This window comes from Curtobacterium sp. 22159 (assembly GCF_052045775.1).
GTDB lineage: Bacteria > Actinomycetota > Actinomycetes > Actinomycetales > Microbacteriaceae > Curtobacterium.
Map to the genome: position 1 here is coordinate 1 of NZ_JBQEPN010000004.1, position 16779 is coordinate 16779.

Annotated in this window: 20 protein-coding genes; 11 read left to right on the forward strand and 9 right to left on the reverse strand. The window is 70.1% G+C overall.

From position 1 onward, the window contains the following. Positions 1-65: 65 nt before the first annotated feature. Entirely contained in the window at positions 66-902 is an 837-nt protein-coding gene (locus ACTJKO_RS05690) for an alpha/beta fold hydrolase (protein WP_440686584.1), read from the reverse strand. Between the two features lie 52 nt (positions 903-954). Next, a complete protein-coding gene (locus ACTJKO_RS05695) occupies positions 955-1674 on the reverse strand; it encodes an alpha/beta fold hydrolase (RefSeq protein WP_440686586.1) in 720 nt (239 codons plus the stop codon). Between the two features lie 144 nt (positions 1675-1818). Between ACTJKO_RS05695 and ACTJKO_RS05700 the strand changes: the two genes are divergently transcribed. The 5 genes from ACTJKO_RS05700 to ACTJKO_RS05720 all read left to right on the forward strand — a co-directional run bounded on the left by ACTJKO_RS05700 (position 1819) and on the right by ACTJKO_RS05720 (position 8297). Further along, positions 1819-4032, forward strand: coding sequence for a helix-turn-helix domain-containing protein (locus ACTJKO_RS05700; protein ID WP_440686588.1), 2214 nt, complete (start codon positions 1819-1821; stop codon positions 4030-4032). Positions 4033-4073: 41 nt separating this feature from the next. Then, a complete protein-coding gene (locus ACTJKO_RS05705) occupies positions 4074-4784 on the forward strand; it encodes a GntR family transcriptional regulator (RefSeq protein WP_440686590.1) in 711 nt (236 codons plus the stop codon). Beyond that, entirely contained in the window at positions 4781-5797 is a 1017-nt protein-coding gene (locus ACTJKO_RS05710) for an ADP-ribosylglycohydrolase family protein (RefSeq protein WP_440686592.1), read from the forward strand. The genes ACTJKO_RS05705 and ACTJKO_RS05710 overlap by 4 nt, the downstream gene beginning before the upstream one ends. Before the next feature lie 86 nt (positions 5798-5883). Further along, positions 5884-7374, forward strand: a complete 1491-nt coding sequence (locus tag ACTJKO_RS05715) for a purine-cytosine permease family protein (protein ID WP_440686594.1) — start codon at positions 5884-5886, stop codon at positions 7372-7374. Continuing rightward, positions 7374-8297: a PfkB family carbohydrate kinase gene (locus ACTJKO_RS05720; RefSeq protein ID WP_440686596.1), complete on the forward strand. Its 924-nt coding sequence runs from the start codon at positions 7374-7376 to the stop codon at positions 8295-8297. Before ACTJKO_RS05715 ends, ACTJKO_RS05720 begins: the two co-directional genes overlap by 1 nt. An 88-nt stretch (positions 8298-8385) precedes the next feature. Here ACTJKO_RS05720 and ACTJKO_RS05725 read toward each other — a convergent pair whose 3' ends face one another. The 3 genes from ACTJKO_RS05725 to ACTJKO_RS05735 form a co-directional block, all read right to left on the reverse strand. Beyond that, on the reverse strand, positions 8386-8982 hold the full coding sequence (locus tag ACTJKO_RS05725; RefSeq protein WP_440686598.1) for a GNAT family N-acetyltransferase: 597 nt from the start codon (positions 8980-8982) through the stop codon (positions 8386-8388). A gap of 87 nt (positions 8983-9069) precedes the next feature. Beyond that, positions 9070-9558: a YbaK/EbsC family protein gene (locus tag ACTJKO_RS05730; RefSeq protein WP_440686600.1), complete on the reverse strand. Its 489-nt coding sequence runs from the start codon at positions 9556-9558 to the stop codon at positions 9070-9072. Next, the gene (locus ACTJKO_RS05735; protein WP_440686602.1) at positions 9548-10099 is read right to left on the reverse strand and encodes a helix-turn-helix domain-containing protein; all 552 of its coding nucleotides are present in this window, start codon (positions 10097-10099) and stop codon (positions 9548-9550) included. Before ACTJKO_RS05735 ends, ACTJKO_RS05730 begins: the two co-directional genes overlap by 11 nt. Positions 10100-10224: 125 nt before the next feature. Here ACTJKO_RS05735 and ACTJKO_RS05740 point away from each other — a divergent pair, with 125 nt between their 5' ends. The 4 genes from ACTJKO_RS05740 (at position 10225) to ACTJKO_RS05755 (ending at position 13122) form a co-directional block, all read left to right on the forward strand. Next, the gene (locus tag ACTJKO_RS05740) at positions 10225-10806 is read left to right on the forward strand and encodes an RNA polymerase sigma factor (RefSeq protein WP_440686604.1); all 582 of its coding nucleotides are present in this window, start codon (positions 10225-10227) and stop codon (positions 10804-10806) included. Next, a complete protein-coding gene (locus ACTJKO_RS05745) occupies positions 10799-11869 on the forward strand; it encodes a CU044_5270 family protein (protein WP_440686606.1) in 1071 nt (356 codons plus the stop codon). The genes ACTJKO_RS05740 and ACTJKO_RS05745 overlap by 8 nt, the downstream gene beginning before the upstream one ends. Positions 11870-11929: 60 nt before the next feature. Beyond that, positions 11930-12280 (forward strand): hypothetical protein, encoded by a 351-nt coding sequence (locus tag ACTJKO_RS05750; RefSeq protein ID WP_440686608.1) that lies wholly within the window; start codon positions 11930-11932, stop codon positions 12278-12280. Between the two features lie 242 nt (positions 12281-12522). Then, positions 12523-13122: a hypothetical protein gene (locus ACTJKO_RS05755; protein ID WP_440686610.1), complete on the forward strand. Its 600-nt coding sequence runs from the start codon at positions 12523-12525 to the stop codon at positions 13120-13122. A gap of 56 nt (positions 13123-13178) precedes the next feature. Here ACTJKO_RS05755 and ACTJKO_RS05760 read toward each other — a convergent pair whose 3' ends face one another. Together ACTJKO_RS05760 and ACTJKO_RS05765 are read right to left on the reverse strand one after the other, a co-directional pair. Beyond that, positions 13179-13580: a GNAT family N-acetyltransferase gene (locus tag ACTJKO_RS05760; protein ID WP_440686612.1), complete on the reverse strand. Its 402-nt coding sequence runs from the start codon at positions 13578-13580 to the stop codon at positions 13179-13181. A 133-nt stretch (positions 13581-13713) separates the two neighbouring features. Next, entirely contained in the window at positions 13714-14025 is a 312-nt protein-coding gene (locus ACTJKO_RS05765; RefSeq protein ID WP_440686614.1) for a putative quinol monooxygenase, read from the reverse strand. Between the two features lie 42 nt (positions 14026-14067). Between ACTJKO_RS05765 and ACTJKO_RS05770 the strand changes: the two genes are divergently transcribed. Then, a complete protein-coding gene (locus ACTJKO_RS05770; protein ID WP_440686616.1) occupies positions 14068-14787 on the forward strand; it encodes a TetR/AcrR family transcriptional regulator in 720 nt (239 codons plus the stop codon). A gap of 64 nt (positions 14788-14851) precedes the next feature. On the opposite strand, the gene ACTJKO_RS05775 is transcribed toward ACTJKO_RS05770, so the two are convergent. Together ACTJKO_RS05775 and ACTJKO_RS05780 are read right to left on the reverse strand one after the other, a co-directional pair. Then, complete coding sequence (locus ACTJKO_RS05775) at positions 14852-15028, reverse strand: hypothetical protein (protein WP_440686618.1); 177 nt, start codon at positions 15026-15028, stop codon at positions 14852-14854. A 230-nt stretch (positions 15029-15258) separates the two neighbouring features. Then, positions 15259-15750: a MarR family winged helix-turn-helix transcriptional regulator gene (locus tag ACTJKO_RS05780; RefSeq protein WP_440686620.1), complete on the reverse strand. Its 492-nt coding sequence runs from the start codon at positions 15748-15750 to the stop codon at positions 15259-15261. A gap of 102 nt (positions 15751-15852) precedes the next feature. Here ACTJKO_RS05780 and ACTJKO_RS05785 point away from each other — a divergent pair, with 102 nt between their 5' ends. Further along, positions 15853-16755, forward strand: coding sequence for an NADP-dependent oxidoreductase (locus tag ACTJKO_RS05785; protein WP_440686622.1), 903 nt, complete (start codon positions 15853-15855; stop codon positions 16753-16755). Positions 16756-16779: the final 24 nt, after the last annotated feature.

The window sequence follows — 16779 nt, forward strand, 5'->3', positions numbered from 1 at the left end:
CGAGCAGACCTGCTCACCGACACCGCGCCTCCCGTCCGGAGGGCCGCATCCGCGGCGTCACCCGGTCAGCTGCGGATGAACGCCAGGATGTCCGGGTTGATGACGTCCGCGTGCGTCGTCAGCATGCCGTGCGGGTAGCCCTCGTAGATCTTGAGGGTGGAGTCGCTGATCAGCTCGGCCTGCTTCAGCGCGGCGTCCTGGTACGGGACGACCTGGTCGTCGTCGCCCTGCAGGACGAGGACCGGGACGGTGATGGCCTTGAGGTCCTCGGTCTGGTCGGTCTCCGAGAACGCCTTGATGCCGAGCAGGTGGGCGAGGGCGCTGCCCGTCATCCCCTGCCGCCACCAGTTGTCCACCACCGGCTGCGACGTCTCGACGCCCGGCCGGTTGAAACCGTAGAACGGCCCGGCCGCGACGTCCCGGAAGAACTCCGCGCGGTTCGCGGCGAGGGCCTGACGGAACCCGTCGAACACCGAGATGTCGGTGCCCTCGGGGTTCGCGTCCGTCTTGACCATGAGCGGCGGGACGGCGGAGACCAGGACGGCCTTCGCGACACGACCCTGCGGCTGACCGTGCTTCGCCACGTAGCGGGCGACCTGGCCGCCGCCCGTCGAGTGGCCGATGTGGACCGCGTCGTGCAGGTCGAGGTGCTCGACCACGGCCGACACGTCGCTGGCGTAGTGGTCCATGTCGTGTCCGGTGCCGATCTGCGACGAACGGCCGTGGCCGCGCCGGTCGGTGGCGATGACGCGGAAGCCCTCGTTCAGGAAGTACAGCATCTGCGCGTCCCAGTCGTCCGAGGACAGCGGCCAACCGTGGTGGAACACGATCGGCTGGGCATCGGTGGGGCCCCAGTCCTTGAAGTAGATCTCAGCGCCGTCGTCGGTGGTCACGAATCCCATGGTGGTTCTCCTTCGGTTGTTCTGCGGTTGTGTCGGTTAGTCAGTCGGTCGGTCAGTCGGTGGTGGTCTCGCGGACGGCGGTCTCGATGACGTCGGCGACCTCGGCGGGGTGGGTGTGCATCACCAGGTGCGGAGCGGGCAGCTCCACGACTTGCCGGAGGCCGGCGCGCTCGTAGCCGAACCGCTCGACCTCGGGGTTGATGGTGTGGTCGTCTGCGGAGACGATGCCCCACCCGGGTGTGGTCTTCCACGCCGCCGTCGATGCCGGTTCGCCGAAGGCAGCACCGCTCAGCGGGCGTTGGGACACGGCGAGCACCTCGGCGGTCCTCGGGTCCACCCCGGCGGCGAACACGGGTGGGAACGCGTCGATCGTCACGGACACGTCGGTGCCGTCCTCGGAACCGGCGACCGGGTACGGCGTGTACACCAGGTTCGCGGCGAGGTCGGAGTCCGGGAAGCCACCCTGCAGCTGTCCGAGGCTCTCGCCCTCCTCGAGGACGTAGCCGGACACGAACACCAGCCCGACGACGTTCTCTGCGGCACCGGCGACGGTGATGACCGCGCCGCCGTAGGAGTGACCAGCGAGGACCACGGGACCGTCGACGTGCTCGGCGACGGCGCGTACGGATGCGGCGTCCTCGGCGAGGCTGCGGTTGTAGACCGGCGGCGCGAGCACGGTGTGTCCACGGTCGAGGAGTTCACGGGTGACGGGCGCCCAGCTCGCCGAGTCCGCGAACGCGCCGTGTACGAGGATGATGGTGGGTGTCGCCATGAGCGGTTCCTCTCTCGATGGTGCGGTCCGCTCGCGGTCGACCGGACGATCAGGCACCATGGTGTCGCCCCTCATGAAAGGGCCATCGGGTGCCTCGACGCCAGGAAGAAAGCATGAAGAAACCGCACGCAGGACCGATCGACCGTGGGTGATCCGCTCGGGGTCCGGCTGCGTCGGCACCGTCTGATGGCGGACCTCACCCTGGAGGCCCTCGCCCACGCGTCCGGGATCAGCGACCGGACCATCAGCAACATCGAGCGCGGCATCAGCGCCACGCCCCAGCGGCGGACCCTCACCGCCCTCCTCGACGCGCTCGGCCTCGACCACGCCGAGCAGCAGGAGCTCCTCCGACTGGCACGCGGGCCACGGCTGCTGTCCGGGGACCCTCGTCGTCCCGCGCTGCTGGCGCCGGCGCCCGTGACGGACTTCACCGGACGACCCCAGGTGATGGAGGAGGTCGCAGCATTCCTCCGGACCACGGACGCCGACCCGGCCGCACGAGTCCTCGTCGTCTGCGGACCCGCCGGCGTGGGGAAGACGACCGTCGCCATGGAGGCACTCCGGCGCCACGAGGACGACGAGTGCAAACGTGCGTTCGTGGACCTCGACGGCCTGAACGCGTTGCCGCTCTCGCCGCTCGACGTGCTGCAGGCGCTCATCGCGCAGACATCCGGCCTCCGGGACGTCTCGACGACGGACGAGGCCATCGCGCAGTGGCGACGGATCACCGACGTGCAGCGGGTCGCCGTGGTGCTCGACAACGCGGCGAGCGAGGACCAGATCAGGCCGGTCCTCACTGCGACGAACATCGTCGTCATCGTCACGGCACGCCGGAGCCTCGCCGGCCTCGTCAACGTGCAGCGCGTCGTGCTCGAGTCCCTCAGCCGAGCCGAGAGCACACAGCTCATCGGCCGCATCGTCCCCGCCGCGCAGCGCACCGATGCCGACACCGACTCCCTCGCCGCCGCGTGCGGGGACCTGCCGCTCGCGCTGCGGATCGCGTCGAACCGCGTGGCGGCGCAGCCACGCTCCTCCGTACGGGACTTCCTGGACAAGATGTCCACGCGTCGGGATCCGCTCCGTGCCCTCGTCGCCGGAGACCTCGCCGTCGAGCCGGCACTGACGCTCTCCTACGACCAGATCGACGACGACTCGCAGCAGCTCTTCAGGAGCCTGTCGTTGATCGACGGCGCGACCTTCGATGCCCACCTCGCCGCCGCAGCGTCCGGCGCGGACCCCGACGACGCCGCCGACCGGCTCGACGAACTGACGGACCTCGGCCTCGTCGAGTTCCGGGGCAGCAACCGCTACCACCTGCACGACCTGGTCCGCCTCTTCGCCGCAGCCCTCTGCCGTCGTGACGAGCCGGCGGTCGCCCAGCAACGACGGGCGCTCCGACACTGGGTGCTCGACACCGCGCAGAACGCCGGACTCTGGTTCGAGCCCGGCCGCGACCCCGACCCTTCGGGCCCCGGACGTCACTTCCGCTCTGCAGACCAGGCACAGGCCTGGCTGCGCAGCGAAGGCGCGCAGTGGGCGAGTGCGGTCCAGCAGGCGTACGCCCTCGGCGAGGACGAGCTCGTGATGGACGTTGCCGACGCGCTGCACTGGTTCTCCGACACGTGGCCCGCGTGGGACCTCTGGCGGATCCTCTTCCTCACGTCCGCGGACGCCGCTGCACGGTCCGGCACCGATCGGCAGATCGCGGTGCACCACGGCTACGCGGCGTGGTTGCACCTCACGCAGCGGGAGTTCGACGAAGCGCTCCGCGCGGCCGTCGTCGCGGTGGACGCCGCCGAACGGACGGACGACGTGCGGGAACAAGGCTGGGCGATGTTCTACCGTGCATGGGCGCACGGCCGGCTCCTCGACTTCGACACCGCGCTCCGTGAAGCCGGCCGAGCCATGGAGCTCCTCACCGTCGCCGGAGACCAAGAAGGCGTCACGCAGGCGCTCGCGATGACGGCGAACTTCCTGATGCACTCCGGTGACCTCGACGGCGCAGCTGCCCACTACGAACACATACTCCAGCTCCTCGTCGATCGCGGAGACACGGTCCAGCCGAACGTCATGTTGGTGACAGGCGTCAGCACGCGGACCCTGCTCGCCGACGTGCTCACCAGGTCAGGGGACCCCTCGTACGCCCTGGAGACGATGCCGGGCGTCATCGCAGAAGCGGACGCGGCCCACTACGTCGAAGGCGTTGCCCGGGGGCACCTCGAACTCGCGCGAGCCCTGCGCGCGACCCGGGAACACGACCGTTCCGAACACCACCTCGACGTCGCCGAACGGATCGCCACCGACCACCGGCTCCTCGCCGTCCTGCCCAGGATCGAACGGGTCCGCGCCGAGCAGTAGCACTTGCACTGTACAGGATCTGTACATGTACACTCTCCTTCATGCCCGTCTCATCGAAGCGACGCCTCGTCGCAGACGCCCTGCGCGACGCCATCGCCACCGGCCGCTACCGCGCGGGCGACCGGCTCCCCGGTGAGCACGACCTCGCCGAGCGCTTCGCGGTCAGCCGCGGGACGGTCCGGGCCGCCCTGGCCGACCTCGCCGACGAGGAGTACATCGCGACCCACGGCGGCGTCGGCTCGGTCGTGACGTTCGACGGCGCGACCCTCGACCCGCGCGGCGGGTGGGCTCGGTCGATCGCGGCGTCGGGGACCGAGGTGACCACCCGCATCCTCGGCATCGCCCACCTGGACGACCCGCGCCTCCAGGCCGAGGTCGGGGCGACGGCGGCGACGTTCGTCACGGTGGATCGTCTGCGCACGGTCGTGGGCGGTCGGCCGGTTTCGCTCGAGCGGAGCGTGCTCCCCCGCGTGGGACGCCTCGCGGCCGCGGTCACGGAGGGGCTCGTCGACGACTCCCTCACGGCCACGATCGCCGAGTCCGGCCTCGTCCCGGCGAGCGCGGAGCAGTGGATCGACGTCGTGCCGCTCGGAGCCGACGACGCCGCGCTGCTCGAACGCGCCGAGGGCACGCCGTTCCTCCGCAGCCGACGACTCTCGCACACGGCTGACGGCACCTTCGTGGAGCGGGTCGACAGTCTGCTCGACCCTGACCGCTTCCGCCTCCACATGCGGTTCGGGACGGCACGATGACGATCCACGAGGACGTCACGATGCAGCGCCCCCACGCACTCGCCGCGATGACCGGACTGGCGATCGGTGACGCCCTCGGTATGCCGACCCAGTCGATGTCCCTCGCCGAGATCCGTGCCGACCACGGGCGGATCACCGGCTTCGCCGACGCCGGTCCCCACCAGCGCATCGCCGCGGGGATGTCGGCCGGCACCGTCACCGACGACACCGAGCAGGCCGTGATGGTCGCCGAGCTCCTCATCGAGGGCGGCGGGCGTCTCGACCCGACGCGCTTCGCCGAGGCGCTCATCGCCTGGGAACGCGAGATGGAGGCCAAGGGCTCCCTCGACCTGCTCGGGCCGAGCACGAAGACCGCCGTGCAACGGATCCTCGACGGCGTGCCGGCGTCCGAAGCGGGTTCCACCGGCACGACGAACGGCGCGGCGATGCGGATCGCCCCCGTCGGTGTCGCGGTACCGTCCGACGACCTCGTCCGCCTGGTCGACGCGGTGCAGGACGCCTCCCGGGTCACGCACGACACGGGGCTGGGCATCGCCGGTGCCAGCGCGGTCGCTGCCGCGGTGAGCGCGGGGATCGACGGCGCCACCCGGGCGGAGGCACTCGACGCAGCCGTCGCTGCCGCAGCACTCGGCGCCTCCCGCGGGCACTGGGTCGCCGGAGCCGACATCGCGGCGAAGACCACCTGGGCCCGGGCACACCTCCGCACGGTTCCCGCCGCGGAGCGCATCGACACCGTCTCCCAGCTCATCGGCACGAGCGTCGCCAGTCAGGAGTCGGTCGTCGCCGCACTCGCCCTCGTCGGCCTCGACCTCGACCCCTGGGAGACGCTCTGCACCGCCGCGTCGATCGGCGGTGACACCGACACGATCGCCGCGATGGCCGGCGCGGTGCTCGGGGCCGTCCACGGACCGGATGCCTGGCCGGCCGACGCCGTCACCACGGTGACGACCCGCAACCACCTCGAACTCGGCTCCCTGGTCGACGGGCTCCTCGCCCTCCGTCACCGAGCCTGACCGACGCCGGGCGGCGGTGTCCCCCCACCACCGCCGCCCGGTCCCCCACCCCACCCCCAGCCCTTCCGACGACGTAAGAGGACCCCATGACCGACCCCACGACCACGCTCTCCAGCGGCACGCTGACGAGCGTCGAACAGCGCGGCATCGAACCCGTGCCCCACGACGAGCGGAACGGCAGCCCCGGCGCCCTGTTCTGGGTGTGGTTCGCCGCGAACATCTCGATCCTCGGTCTCCCGCTCGGAGCCACGCTGGTGGCGTTCCAGGGCCTGACCATCTGGCAGGCGCTGCTCGTCGCGGTGATCGGCGCGGCTGGGTCGTTCGCCGTCGTCGGCGTCGTCTCCATCGCCGGTCGTCGCGGCGGCGCCCCCGGTCTGACGCTCAGCCGGGCGGTCTTCGGCGTGCGCGGGAACATCGGCCCGACGGCGGTGTCGCTGCTCTCCCGCCTCGGCTGGGAGACCGTGAACACCACCACGGCGGCGTTCGTCCTGCTCTCGCTCTTCACGATCCTGTTCGGCACGGACGGCGGCGCCAAGGCGAACCCGCTGCTCACGATCGTCGCGATCCTCGTGTTCGTGGCAGCGACGGTGCTCATCTCCGGCCTCGGACACGCGTTCATCGTCGCCGTGCAGAAGTGGGCGACGTGGGTCTTCGGTGCGCTCAACGTGTTCGTCGCGGTCTTCCTCGTGCTCCGCGTCGACTGGCACGTCGTCGGCTCGCAACCGGCCGGTCCCGTCGCCGCGATGGCGATCGGCATCGGCACGATCGCGGCCGGCACCGGGATCGGCTGGGCCACCGCGGGCGCGGACATCGCGCGCTACACCCGGACGTCGGTGAAGGCCGGTGCGCTCGTGAGTGCCAGTGCTGCCGGCGCGGGCATCCCGCTCGTGGTGCTCGTCGGCCTCGGCGCCCTCGTGTCCGCCGGCGACCCGACGCTCGCGCAGGCCGGCGACCCGGTGGCCGCGATCCGCGACCTGCTGCCGGGCTGGATGGCGATCCCCTACCTCATCGCGGCGTTCGGCGGCCTGCTGCTCTCGAACCACCTGTCCGTGTACTCGGCGAGCCTCACGACGTTGACCCTCGGCGTCAAGGTGCCCCGGGTCTGGGCGGTCACGGTGGACGTCGTCGTCACCACACTCGGCGCGATGTACTTCATGCTCGTCGCGGACGGCTTCTACGCCCCGTTCATCACCTTCATCTCGGTGCTCGCCGTGCCGATCACCGCGTGGCTCGGGGTCTTCATCGCGGACATGGTCCGTCGTCGCTGGTACGACCCCGTGGCCCTGCTCGACCTGCGTCCGGGCGGACGGTACTGGTACCGGAGCGGCGTCGCCTGGGGCGCACTCGCCGCATGGCTGGTCGCGATCGTCATCGGCTTCCTCTTCACCTCCGTGCAGGTCGGCGACGCGGACCCTGTGTTCGTCGGGGCGTTCTCGAAGACCTGGATCGGCGCGAACGGCCTCGGCTGGATCGTCACGTTCGTCGTCGGTGCCGGCCTCTACCTCCTCACCGGCGGTGCCCGCGGTCAGGTCGACAGCCCGGAGCCCGTCGCGCCGGCGGTCGAGGTCCGCGCCTGATGCCACGGCTCGTCTCGGTCGGCAACGTGATCGTCGACATCGTGATGCGCATCGACGCGATCCCGGAGCCCGGCGGCGACGTCATCGCCTCCGGCTCCGAGATCACCGCCGGCGGGGGCCTCAACACCATGGTCGCCGCCGTGCGGGACGGGCTCGACGTCGCCTTCGCCGGCCAGTACGGCACCGGCCCGTTCGGTGACGTGGTGCGCGCCGCACTTGCCGCGTCCGGCGTCGAGGTGCTCCAGCCCGGCCTCGACGACGTCGACAGCGGGTACTGCGTCGCGCTCGTCGACGCGACGACCGAGCGGACGTTCGTCACGAGCGTCGGTGCCGAGGGTCGCCTCGGCAGCTCGGACCTCGACCGCATCGCCCTGCGCGACGACGACATCGTGTTCGTGTCCGGCTACGGTCTCGCGCACCCGGTGAACGCTGCCGCGATCGCAGGGTGGCTACCGACGATCCCCCCGTCGGTCCGGGTGCTCTTCGACCCGTCGCCGCTCGTCGCCACGCTCGATCCCGACGTGCTCGCCACCGTCATGGCGCGGACCGACGCCGTCAGCGCCAACGGACGGGAGGCGCGGCTCATGGCTCCGGACGCCGCGGGACTCCCGCAAGCGGTCGCCCGGATCGCCGCGACCGCGCGCGGCACGGCGCTCGTCCGCGACGGCGGATCGGGGTGCTGGGTCGTCGAGCCCGGTGTTGAGCCGACGCTCGTCCCCGGGTTCGCAGTCGACGCCGTCGACTCGAACGGTGCCGGCGACGCGCACGACGGCGTGCTCGCCGCGGCGCTCTCGCGTGGGGACTCGCTGCTCGACGCGGTCCGCCGGGCGAACGCCGCGGCAGCGCTCGCCGTCACCCGGCGCGGCCCGGCCACGGCGCCGACGGCCCACGAGACGGATGCGTTCCTCGCCGAGCATCGCTGATCCCGCCCGCCGTGTTCGGTGCGTCACCACGAGACGGGAGGCGCGGTGCGGGCTCGAACCGCGCCTCCCGTCCGGTGCTCTCCGCGTGCTACTGGTCCACGACGCCGAGGTTCCAGTCTTGGCTCTCGCGAGAGTCCGTGCTCAGTACGGCTGCCCGCAGCGCATCGGTCCGGCGTCCGCGGAGCACGAGCGCGCCGCGGAGACGGCCCTCGAAACGGAAACCCACTCGTTCCGCGACTCGACGCGAGCCGACGTTCTCGGGAGCAGCGGTCCACTGCACTCGGAAGAGCCCGAGTCCACCCGAATCCGCCGAGCGGAACGCGTGGTCGAGGACCGCGGCCACGGCGCCGGTCATGAGACCCTGCCCGCGTCCTCCTGCCGCGAGCCAGTAGCCGACTTCCGCCGTGCCTCGCCCCTTGTCGATGTCGAACAGGTTCAGGATGCCCAGCAGCCGGTCCGGATCGTCGGCTCGGCGGACACCCCACACGAGCTTCCGACCGCTCGCCCAGCGCTCGGGCACGAGTGTCCGGACGTAGCGCTCCGCGTAGGAACGCTCGTACGGAACGGGAACGGTCGTGAACGCGACGATCGCTGGGTCAGCGCAGTGCGTCACGAGGGCGTCGATGTCCCCCTCGTCCGGGACACGCAGGAGGACCTGCCCATCGGTGAGTTCGAACGGCTCCACCGGACGACCATAACCACGACGGACCCGGTGCGGTGAACACCGGCTGTCCTCACCCGAGCAAGCTGCGCGGCAGCTCGACGTCATGGGTCAGTCGACGGCGACGCGGACCTGGGTACCGCCGGTGAGGGTGATGAGCTGCTCGGGGGTGAGGGGCACCACGGTGTGCGGGGTGCCGGCGGCGGTCCACACGGTGTCGTACGCGCACAACGCCACGTCGACGACCGTGCGCACGGGTGCAGGATGCCCCACGGGTGCGACGCCCCCGATGGCCTGACCGGTCACGGTGCGGACGTGCTTGGCGTCCGCCATCACGATGCTGGATGCGTCGATCTGCTCCGCGAGGACGTCGGTGTCCACGCGGTGCCGGCCGCTCGTCATCACCAGCAGGGGCTCACCGTCGGCGAGGAACAGCAGGCTGCTGGCGATCGCTCCGACCTCGCAGCCGAGCGCGGCCGCGGCGTCGACGGCGGTACGGGTGGAGTCCGGCAGTTCCCGCACCGACGCGGTCACGCCCGCTTCGTCGAGGTGCTGCTGCACGATCCGACTGCGCTCGGGCAATTCGTGGTCAGTGGTCATGGTGCGGGCTTCCTTCCTGGATGGCGGTGTGCGGGTAGTGCATGAGCAGGACGACCTCTGCGGGCTCGCCGAGCGCCTGGAAGCGGTGCGGTCGGTCTCCCGGGTAGCGGACGCTCTCGCCCGCGCCGAGTTCGTGCTGCGCATCGGCCGACCCGACGGCGACACGTCCGCTGACGACGGTGACGGTCTCCTCGACCCCGTCGGCATGTGCGTCGGACCGCTGCGCATCCGGTGTCAGCGTCGCTCGGTACACCTCGACGAGTCCCCCACGGGTCGTCCACCGATCGAGCAGGACCGCGCTCACGGAGTCGCCGGTGATCGGCTGCCGCCGAGCGCCGGACTCGTCGGACAGCACGGCACCGAGCGGGGCCCCGAGGGCAGCGGTCAACGCGAAGAGCGTGTCCAGGCGGGCACCACGCCGATCGTTCTCCAGCTCGGAGATCGTGCCCTTGCCGACGCCGCTCCTCCTGGACAGCTCCGACAGCGACACGCCGCACTCGGCGCGGAGTGCGCGGAGCCGCGCACCGGTCGTCGGGTCCATCCAGCACCACCGTTCTGTAAACAGAACGAACGATAGCATTGCGTGGCGAGGCGGAAGCGCCCCGTGCCTCCAGGCCTGGAAGACCGCTCGTGCCGGATCGGCGATCCGAGCGGATCGCAGCGAAGGTGGAACTCTCCGACCAGGATCGGGCAAGACCAACTGTGCCAAGTAGTCATCCCCCACCCGAGCCCGCAGCAGAGCTCGGACAGCTCTTCGACGAGCACGGTCGTCGCATCCTGCTCTACCTCGCCCGCCGCACGGACCTGCAGAGCGCCGAGGACATCCTCGGCGAGACCTTCGTGACCGCACTCGTCCGCTGGGACTCGTTCGACCCCGACCGACAGCAGCCGCTCCCGTGGCTCTTCGGCATCGCGTCGAACCTGCTCCACCGACACTGGCGCTCACAGCGCCGCGCGGAGCGGGCCATGTCCCGCGTCGCGGTCCCCGACCGGCTCGAGGACGATGCCGGTGACCTGCTCGACGCCCGACGCGCCGTGCAGGTGGTGATGCGCGAGCTCGACCGGATGCGCCCGGCGGTGCGGGACACCGTCCTGCTGCACGCCTGGGCGGAACTCACCTACGAACAGATCGCGGAGGCGACCGGCGTTCCCGTCGGCACCGTCCGCTCCCGACTCAACCGTGCCCGCACCGCCCTCCGCGGCGTGCCCGGCACCCTCGACACCCTGAACGGACCCCTCCATGTCTGACGACCTCACCGCGCTCCGCACCCTCCGTCGGCAGCGCGATGCGAGCCTCCCGACCGAGGCGCTCGACGCCGCCCTCGAACGAGCCCGCATGCGGTTCGACGAGGCTGCTGCATCCACCACCGTGACGCCAGGGGGCGCGCGACGGATGCACCGACGACCTCCCGTTCCGGCGCTGCGGCGGTTCCGGCCGATCGTGCTCGCCGGCGCAGCGGCGGTCGTGGCCGGTGGGCTCATCGTCTCGGGGATCGGCGTCACGCACTGGACGGCGCCCGAGTCGGCAGCAGCGGCGACACTGCACGGGGCCGCTCGGGCTGCGACGGCCCACCGGGCACCGGCGGGTGCGTACACCCGAGTCGTCGAGACGGAGGAGTCGATGGTCTACGCCTCGTCGGGCGGCGACCACTACGACGAGGGGTACCTCGCTCCGACGACCACGACCACGTGGATCCCCGCGGACGTGTCCGGGACCTGGGTGCGTGAGACTCGATCAGGGAAGGCGACGACCTTCTACGGGGGCGCTGCAGCGCGCGAGGCGGCAGCAGCGGAGGAGGCATCCCGGGCAGGTGCGGACGGCCCCGTGCGGGAACGCGCCGCCGGTGGCGACTTCGCGGTCGGGGAGCTCGGCGGTGAGCAGCCCGGCCTGCTCGGTCCGGCCGACATCGCCGGCCTGCCTCGCGATCCGGGCGCGCTCGTCCGCCGCATCGAGGCTGCACCGCGACCGGTGGACACAACGAAGGCGGAGCACGTCTACGACACCGTCAGCCAGCTCCTGCGCACCGGTCTGGTGCCCGCCGACCTCCGTGCGACGATGTTCGACGCGTTGGCGACGCTCCCGGGCATCGAGGTCACCGAGGAGCAGACCACCCTCGACGGTCGGACGGGTACCGCGATCGGGATGCCCGCCCGGACCGCGACCGAGCGGCGTGAAATCGTGATCGACCCGGCCGACGGCAGCTACCTCGGGGAACGGACCACCCAGACCCGACGGACGGGCAGCATCCCGGCCGGCACGGTGATCGACTCGGTCGCCATCCGGGTTTCATCGGTCGACCATCAGCCTTGACGCTGGGTCACCTCGTCGGCGCCAGTGCGATGCGGCGGGAGCCGGTCCTCGGCTCGGTGCGTGCAGGAGAACGACGCGAGCACCTGGTTCGGGGTGCGGTGTGTGTTCCGCCACGGCGAGACCACCTACGAGGAGCGCATCGTGATCGTCCTCGCCGCGGACTTCGCGGGCGCGATCGCGAAGGCCGAGGTCGAGGCCGCTGCGTACGCGGACGACGTGGACGCGGCGTACCTCGGGCTCGCCCAGGCCGATGCGCTCTTCGACGACCTCGGAGACGGTGCGGAGGTGTTCTCGCTGATGCGTGACTCGGATCTCACCCCGGACGAGTACCTCGACGCGTTCTTCTCGACGGGAGACGAGCGGGAGGGCGGTGTCGGGCCGTCGCAACACTCATCGGAGCTGTCCCGGTAGCCGATCGCTGAGCTGAAACCTCCGTCGCCGCCATCGCAACGGGATGGGGCTTCGCACACATGGGCCGGTTCTCGGGCGAGTACGTACAGCGATTCGGCGAGTACCCCCGAAACACCCTGCGCCGCTGAGCCACGCCAGCGATGCATTCCGCGGGCACATATCCCTGTGGAACCTTGCCGAAGCGATGAGATTCTGGGGACCTGGGAACGATGGCTGACGGGCGGTCCAGCTACGCTGCGGGAATGGTCGACACGCAACCACTGATCGCTCCGACCGATGAGGGGCGCGGCGCTAGGCACTACCAGCGCCTCCTCATCCTCGCACTCGGAGTGCTCGCCATAGGTGCCGCGGCTCGTGTCGGAATTGCAGTGGTGGCTGACCTCTCACGGCTGTCCGGGATGCTCTACGCCATGCTGCTCCTCGTCTTCGCGCCTCTCGCTTTGTTCGCGGTCGCGCTCTACGGGCGCGCCGGAACGGGATCGCGTCGGCAACTCAGCATCGGACTTGCAGTCATCGCCGCGATGCTGACCTTGGTCGGCTACAACCGGACCTCGGTGTGGTTCATGGCCGTCTCCGTCGCCATCGGAGCAGGTTGCCTCTTGCTCTCCTGGGACATTGCGCAGCCCAACGGTGCTCTCGGTACCGCGCTCCGCGGCGTCGCGTGCACGGTGATCGCGTTTGTGATCGTGTCCTTCGTGATCCTGCTCGTCCCCGCCGCGTTCCTGCACGACGGGTACCTGTACAGCGTCGGCGCGGCCACCCTCCTCATTGGACCGGTCGTGGTTGCATGTGTCTCCGCAAGGGGTGCACGCTCCCGCCGACGGACGATGCGAACGTCCTGACTACCCACGGAACTCACGTATGAGCTCACGCGAGGGAGCGTCCGGCAGGACCACGGCTAGCGAACGTCCTCCGCGTCCATTCCGGGCCCGCTTTCGGGCCGACGCTCGAAGCCGTGCCGTTCGTAGAACGCCGCGCGACCTCGCGCCGCGAAGAGCTGGACGTCGTTGACGCCGCGTCGCCGTGCCTCGTCGACCAGCCGCACGAGGACTTCCCCGCCGATACCTGCACCCCGCGCCTGCTCCGTAACAATCATCTCGGTCACGAAGGCGTGAAGCGCTCCGTCACTGATGACCCTGCCCATCCCGACCAGGCGCCCGGCGTCGTCCCTGACCGTGCAGACTATCCAGCTGCCAGAGAGAGCACGTTCGAATCGGTCTAGGGTCCAGTCCGCCCAACCGGTTTCGTCATAAAGCCCTTTGAACTCCATCGCGGTCGGAGCGGAGAAGGAATAGTCCATCTCGAGACAGTACTGGCGGATCATCTCGATCGGCGATCTACCGAAACTAGTCAGTCGACTCGAACCTCAACGCCTCGGCCAGAGTGCCGGTATGACGCGCCGAGACACGTTCTGGGCGCGTCACACGTACTCCTCAGCTCGACGCGACCGGGTGCAGCACGACGCGCTCGGGGGCTTCGCCGAGCAGGGCGATGATCTGTTCGTGCCGCTGCTCGACCTCGTCGTTTGACTCGGCATAGTGCCGGTCGAAGGACTCCTGATCGCGGTAGAACTCCACCACCCGGAGCACATCACGGTCTTCGTCGTCACGCATCACCACCCAGTCCACCGGGCCGTCCACGTCCTCCTCGTAGTGCACATCGACGAGGACCTTCGCAAGGGCATCCCCCTCGCCGGACCGCGCACGCATCTTCAACAGCACACCAGGCTTCGTGGTTTCGAACATGATTCCTCCTTCGGGAAGCATCGATAAACACCAATTGGAACAATGTTCCATGACCAGTCTGGAACGCTGTTCCACCGTGTGTCAAGATGGCACATGCCCTCCACCACCTCACGTCGGCGCCGACGCTCGGTACCGCTATCCAAGGAACGCCTCATCGCGGCCACGATCGAGATCCTCGATGCGGAGGGCGAGGATGCCCTGACGTTCCGGACGCTCGCTGCCCATCTGTCGACGGGTCCGGGTGCGATCTATCACCACGTCGCGAGCAAGGCAGAGCTGCTCATGTCAGCAGCCTCGCGAGTCATCTCCGTCGCGATCGACGGTTCCTCAGGAGAGCAGAATCCGGTCGCAGCGCTTCGAGCGACGGCTGCGGCAGTGTTCGACGCAATTGATGCGCACCCGTGGATCGGCGCCCAGCTCACCCGAGAACCATGGCAGCTCGCCGTCGTCCAGATGCTCGAGGCCTTCGGCCGGATCTTCCGCGAGCTCGGCGTCGCGAAACTGGCACAGTTCAACACTGCCTCGACCCTCGTGCACTACGTGCTGGGCCTCGCTGGCCAGTACGCCGCGGGCGCGCGGACCCTGGGTTCACGAACCGATAGAGAAGCGTTCCTCCTTGGCGTCACCGAGCAGTGGCGTCAACTCGACGCCTCCACGTACCCGTTCGTGCACAGCGTCGCCGAGGGCTTTGAGCAGCACGACGACCGGAAGCAGTTCCTGGCCGGCGTCGACGTCATCCTCGCAGGAGCGCTGTCTCGATAGCCGATTCGCTACCCCGGCATGCATACCGGCAAGGCGAGCAGGTCATTGCCGGTAGGTGGAACCATCACGCGCCGGTCGCCGCCTGGACTCGCAGGGCGAGGGCTTCGCCTGGTACGGCAGCCTTGCGCTCCAGCCGAGTGCTGGTGACGGTGTAGTGCGCATCGCCGACCTGGATCAGCTCCCCGGTGTGGACGCGGGCGCGTTGATTGGCGACGTCGATGAGGGAGTTTCCTGGCGCCACGCAACGTGTCTGGAATATGAAGCTGGACACACTGTCTGGCAGTCACGCGGGATCGCGCCCGAGGCGTACCGATCGACAGCTACGTCCGGCTCGACACGTTCGAATGACGTGCCCCCACCGCAAGAGGTACCGACCGTCAACGTGGGACCGCACCGACCTCGATCCTCGGGGCCCGCCGCAAGACGTCCGCCGGACCACCGGCTATCGAGACGTCGGGGCGGGCGAAGGGTTCACGGGCGGGCTGCCCGAGCTGGCAGCAGGTCGACGCACTCTCCACGCAGTGGGGTGAGGATCGCCTCCGCCAGGTCCTCGAGCTGGTTCACCTGGTCCGAACCGAGCAGCCCGAAGACACGATCACGCACCTGAGCGACGTAACCGGGCTCGACCTCGTCGATCAGCGCTGCCCCAGACTCGGTCAACCTGGCCAGTGTCCGCCGCGCATCGACCGGGTCCGTGCTGCGCAGCAGGAGCCCGCGACGCTCCAGCCGGCCAACGATGCGGGACAGGTGCGACGGGGTGACACTCGCGGTCGCAGCGAGCCGGCTCATGTGGATCTCGCGATCCTCGCTCGTCGACAGGCACCGCAGGACCCCGAACTCCGCGTGGCTCAAGTCGGCGGCGCCCTCGAGCCAGGTGTCGAGTTCGGCGGGAAGCCACATCATCACGCCCACCAAGAGCGCCCAGGTCCGGTCCTCCTGCGGCGAGAGGCGGTCGACGGTCACGCCCCCAGTCTAAGTTACTTGCTGCGGAAAGGAAACGGCGCTAGCGTTCCTTTCCGCGGCAAGCAATCGCTGTCGACGAGTCCTACAGAGAGAAACACGTACATGCGCGCTGCCCGCTTCCACTCCTACGGACCTGCCGACGTCCTCGTGGTCGAGGACGCCCCCGAACCCCACGCCGGCGAAGGCGCGGTCCGGATCGCGGTTCAGGCTGTGAGCGTCAACCCGATCGATGTCCTCTTGCGCGCCGGCCAGCTCGCTGAATTCCTGCCGCTGGACTTGCCCGCCATCCCGGGTCGTGACGCCGTCGGCGTCGTCGACGAGGTCGGCGCCGGCGTCACCGACACCAATGTCGGCGACGTCGTCTTCGGCCTCGGCGGCGTCAGCGACACCACTGCCGAGTTCGCTGTCCTCACCGCATGGGCCCACGTCCCCGAGCAGTGGACCACCGTCCAGGCCGCCGCAGCAGGCCTCGCCGGCGCCACCGCCGCGGCCGCGGTCCGGGAGCTCGGTGACCTCCGGGGCTCCACCCTGTTGATCGAAGGCGCATCCGGCGCCGTCGGCACCGCTGTTGCCGCGTTCGCGCTGGCCGCCGGGGCGACCGTCATCGGCACCGGTCGTGAAAGCAGCCACGCAGCCCTGCAGGCCATCGGCGTCATCCCGACCACGTATGGGGACGGTCTCGCCACCCGAGTCGCTGCGCTCGCACCGAACGGGGTCGACGCCGCAGTGCACTCTGCCCCTTCGGACTCGTTGCGGGACCTCGTCGCGATCGTCGGCGATGCCTCCCGGGTCGTGACCGTCGTCGACCACCAGGGCGCTGCTCGGTTCGGCACCCTGCAGGCGAATGCCCGCAACGAGTCCGGTCTGCTCCGGCAGGGCGCGAACCTCGGAACCGCCGGCGGATGGTCGCCGAACGTCGACCGCGAGTTCGCCCTCGAGGACATCGCCGACGCGCACACCGCGGCCGAGAGCGGCAGCGGGAAGATCGTGATCACCGTCATCTGACTCCGGGCTGACGCCCGGAAGAGG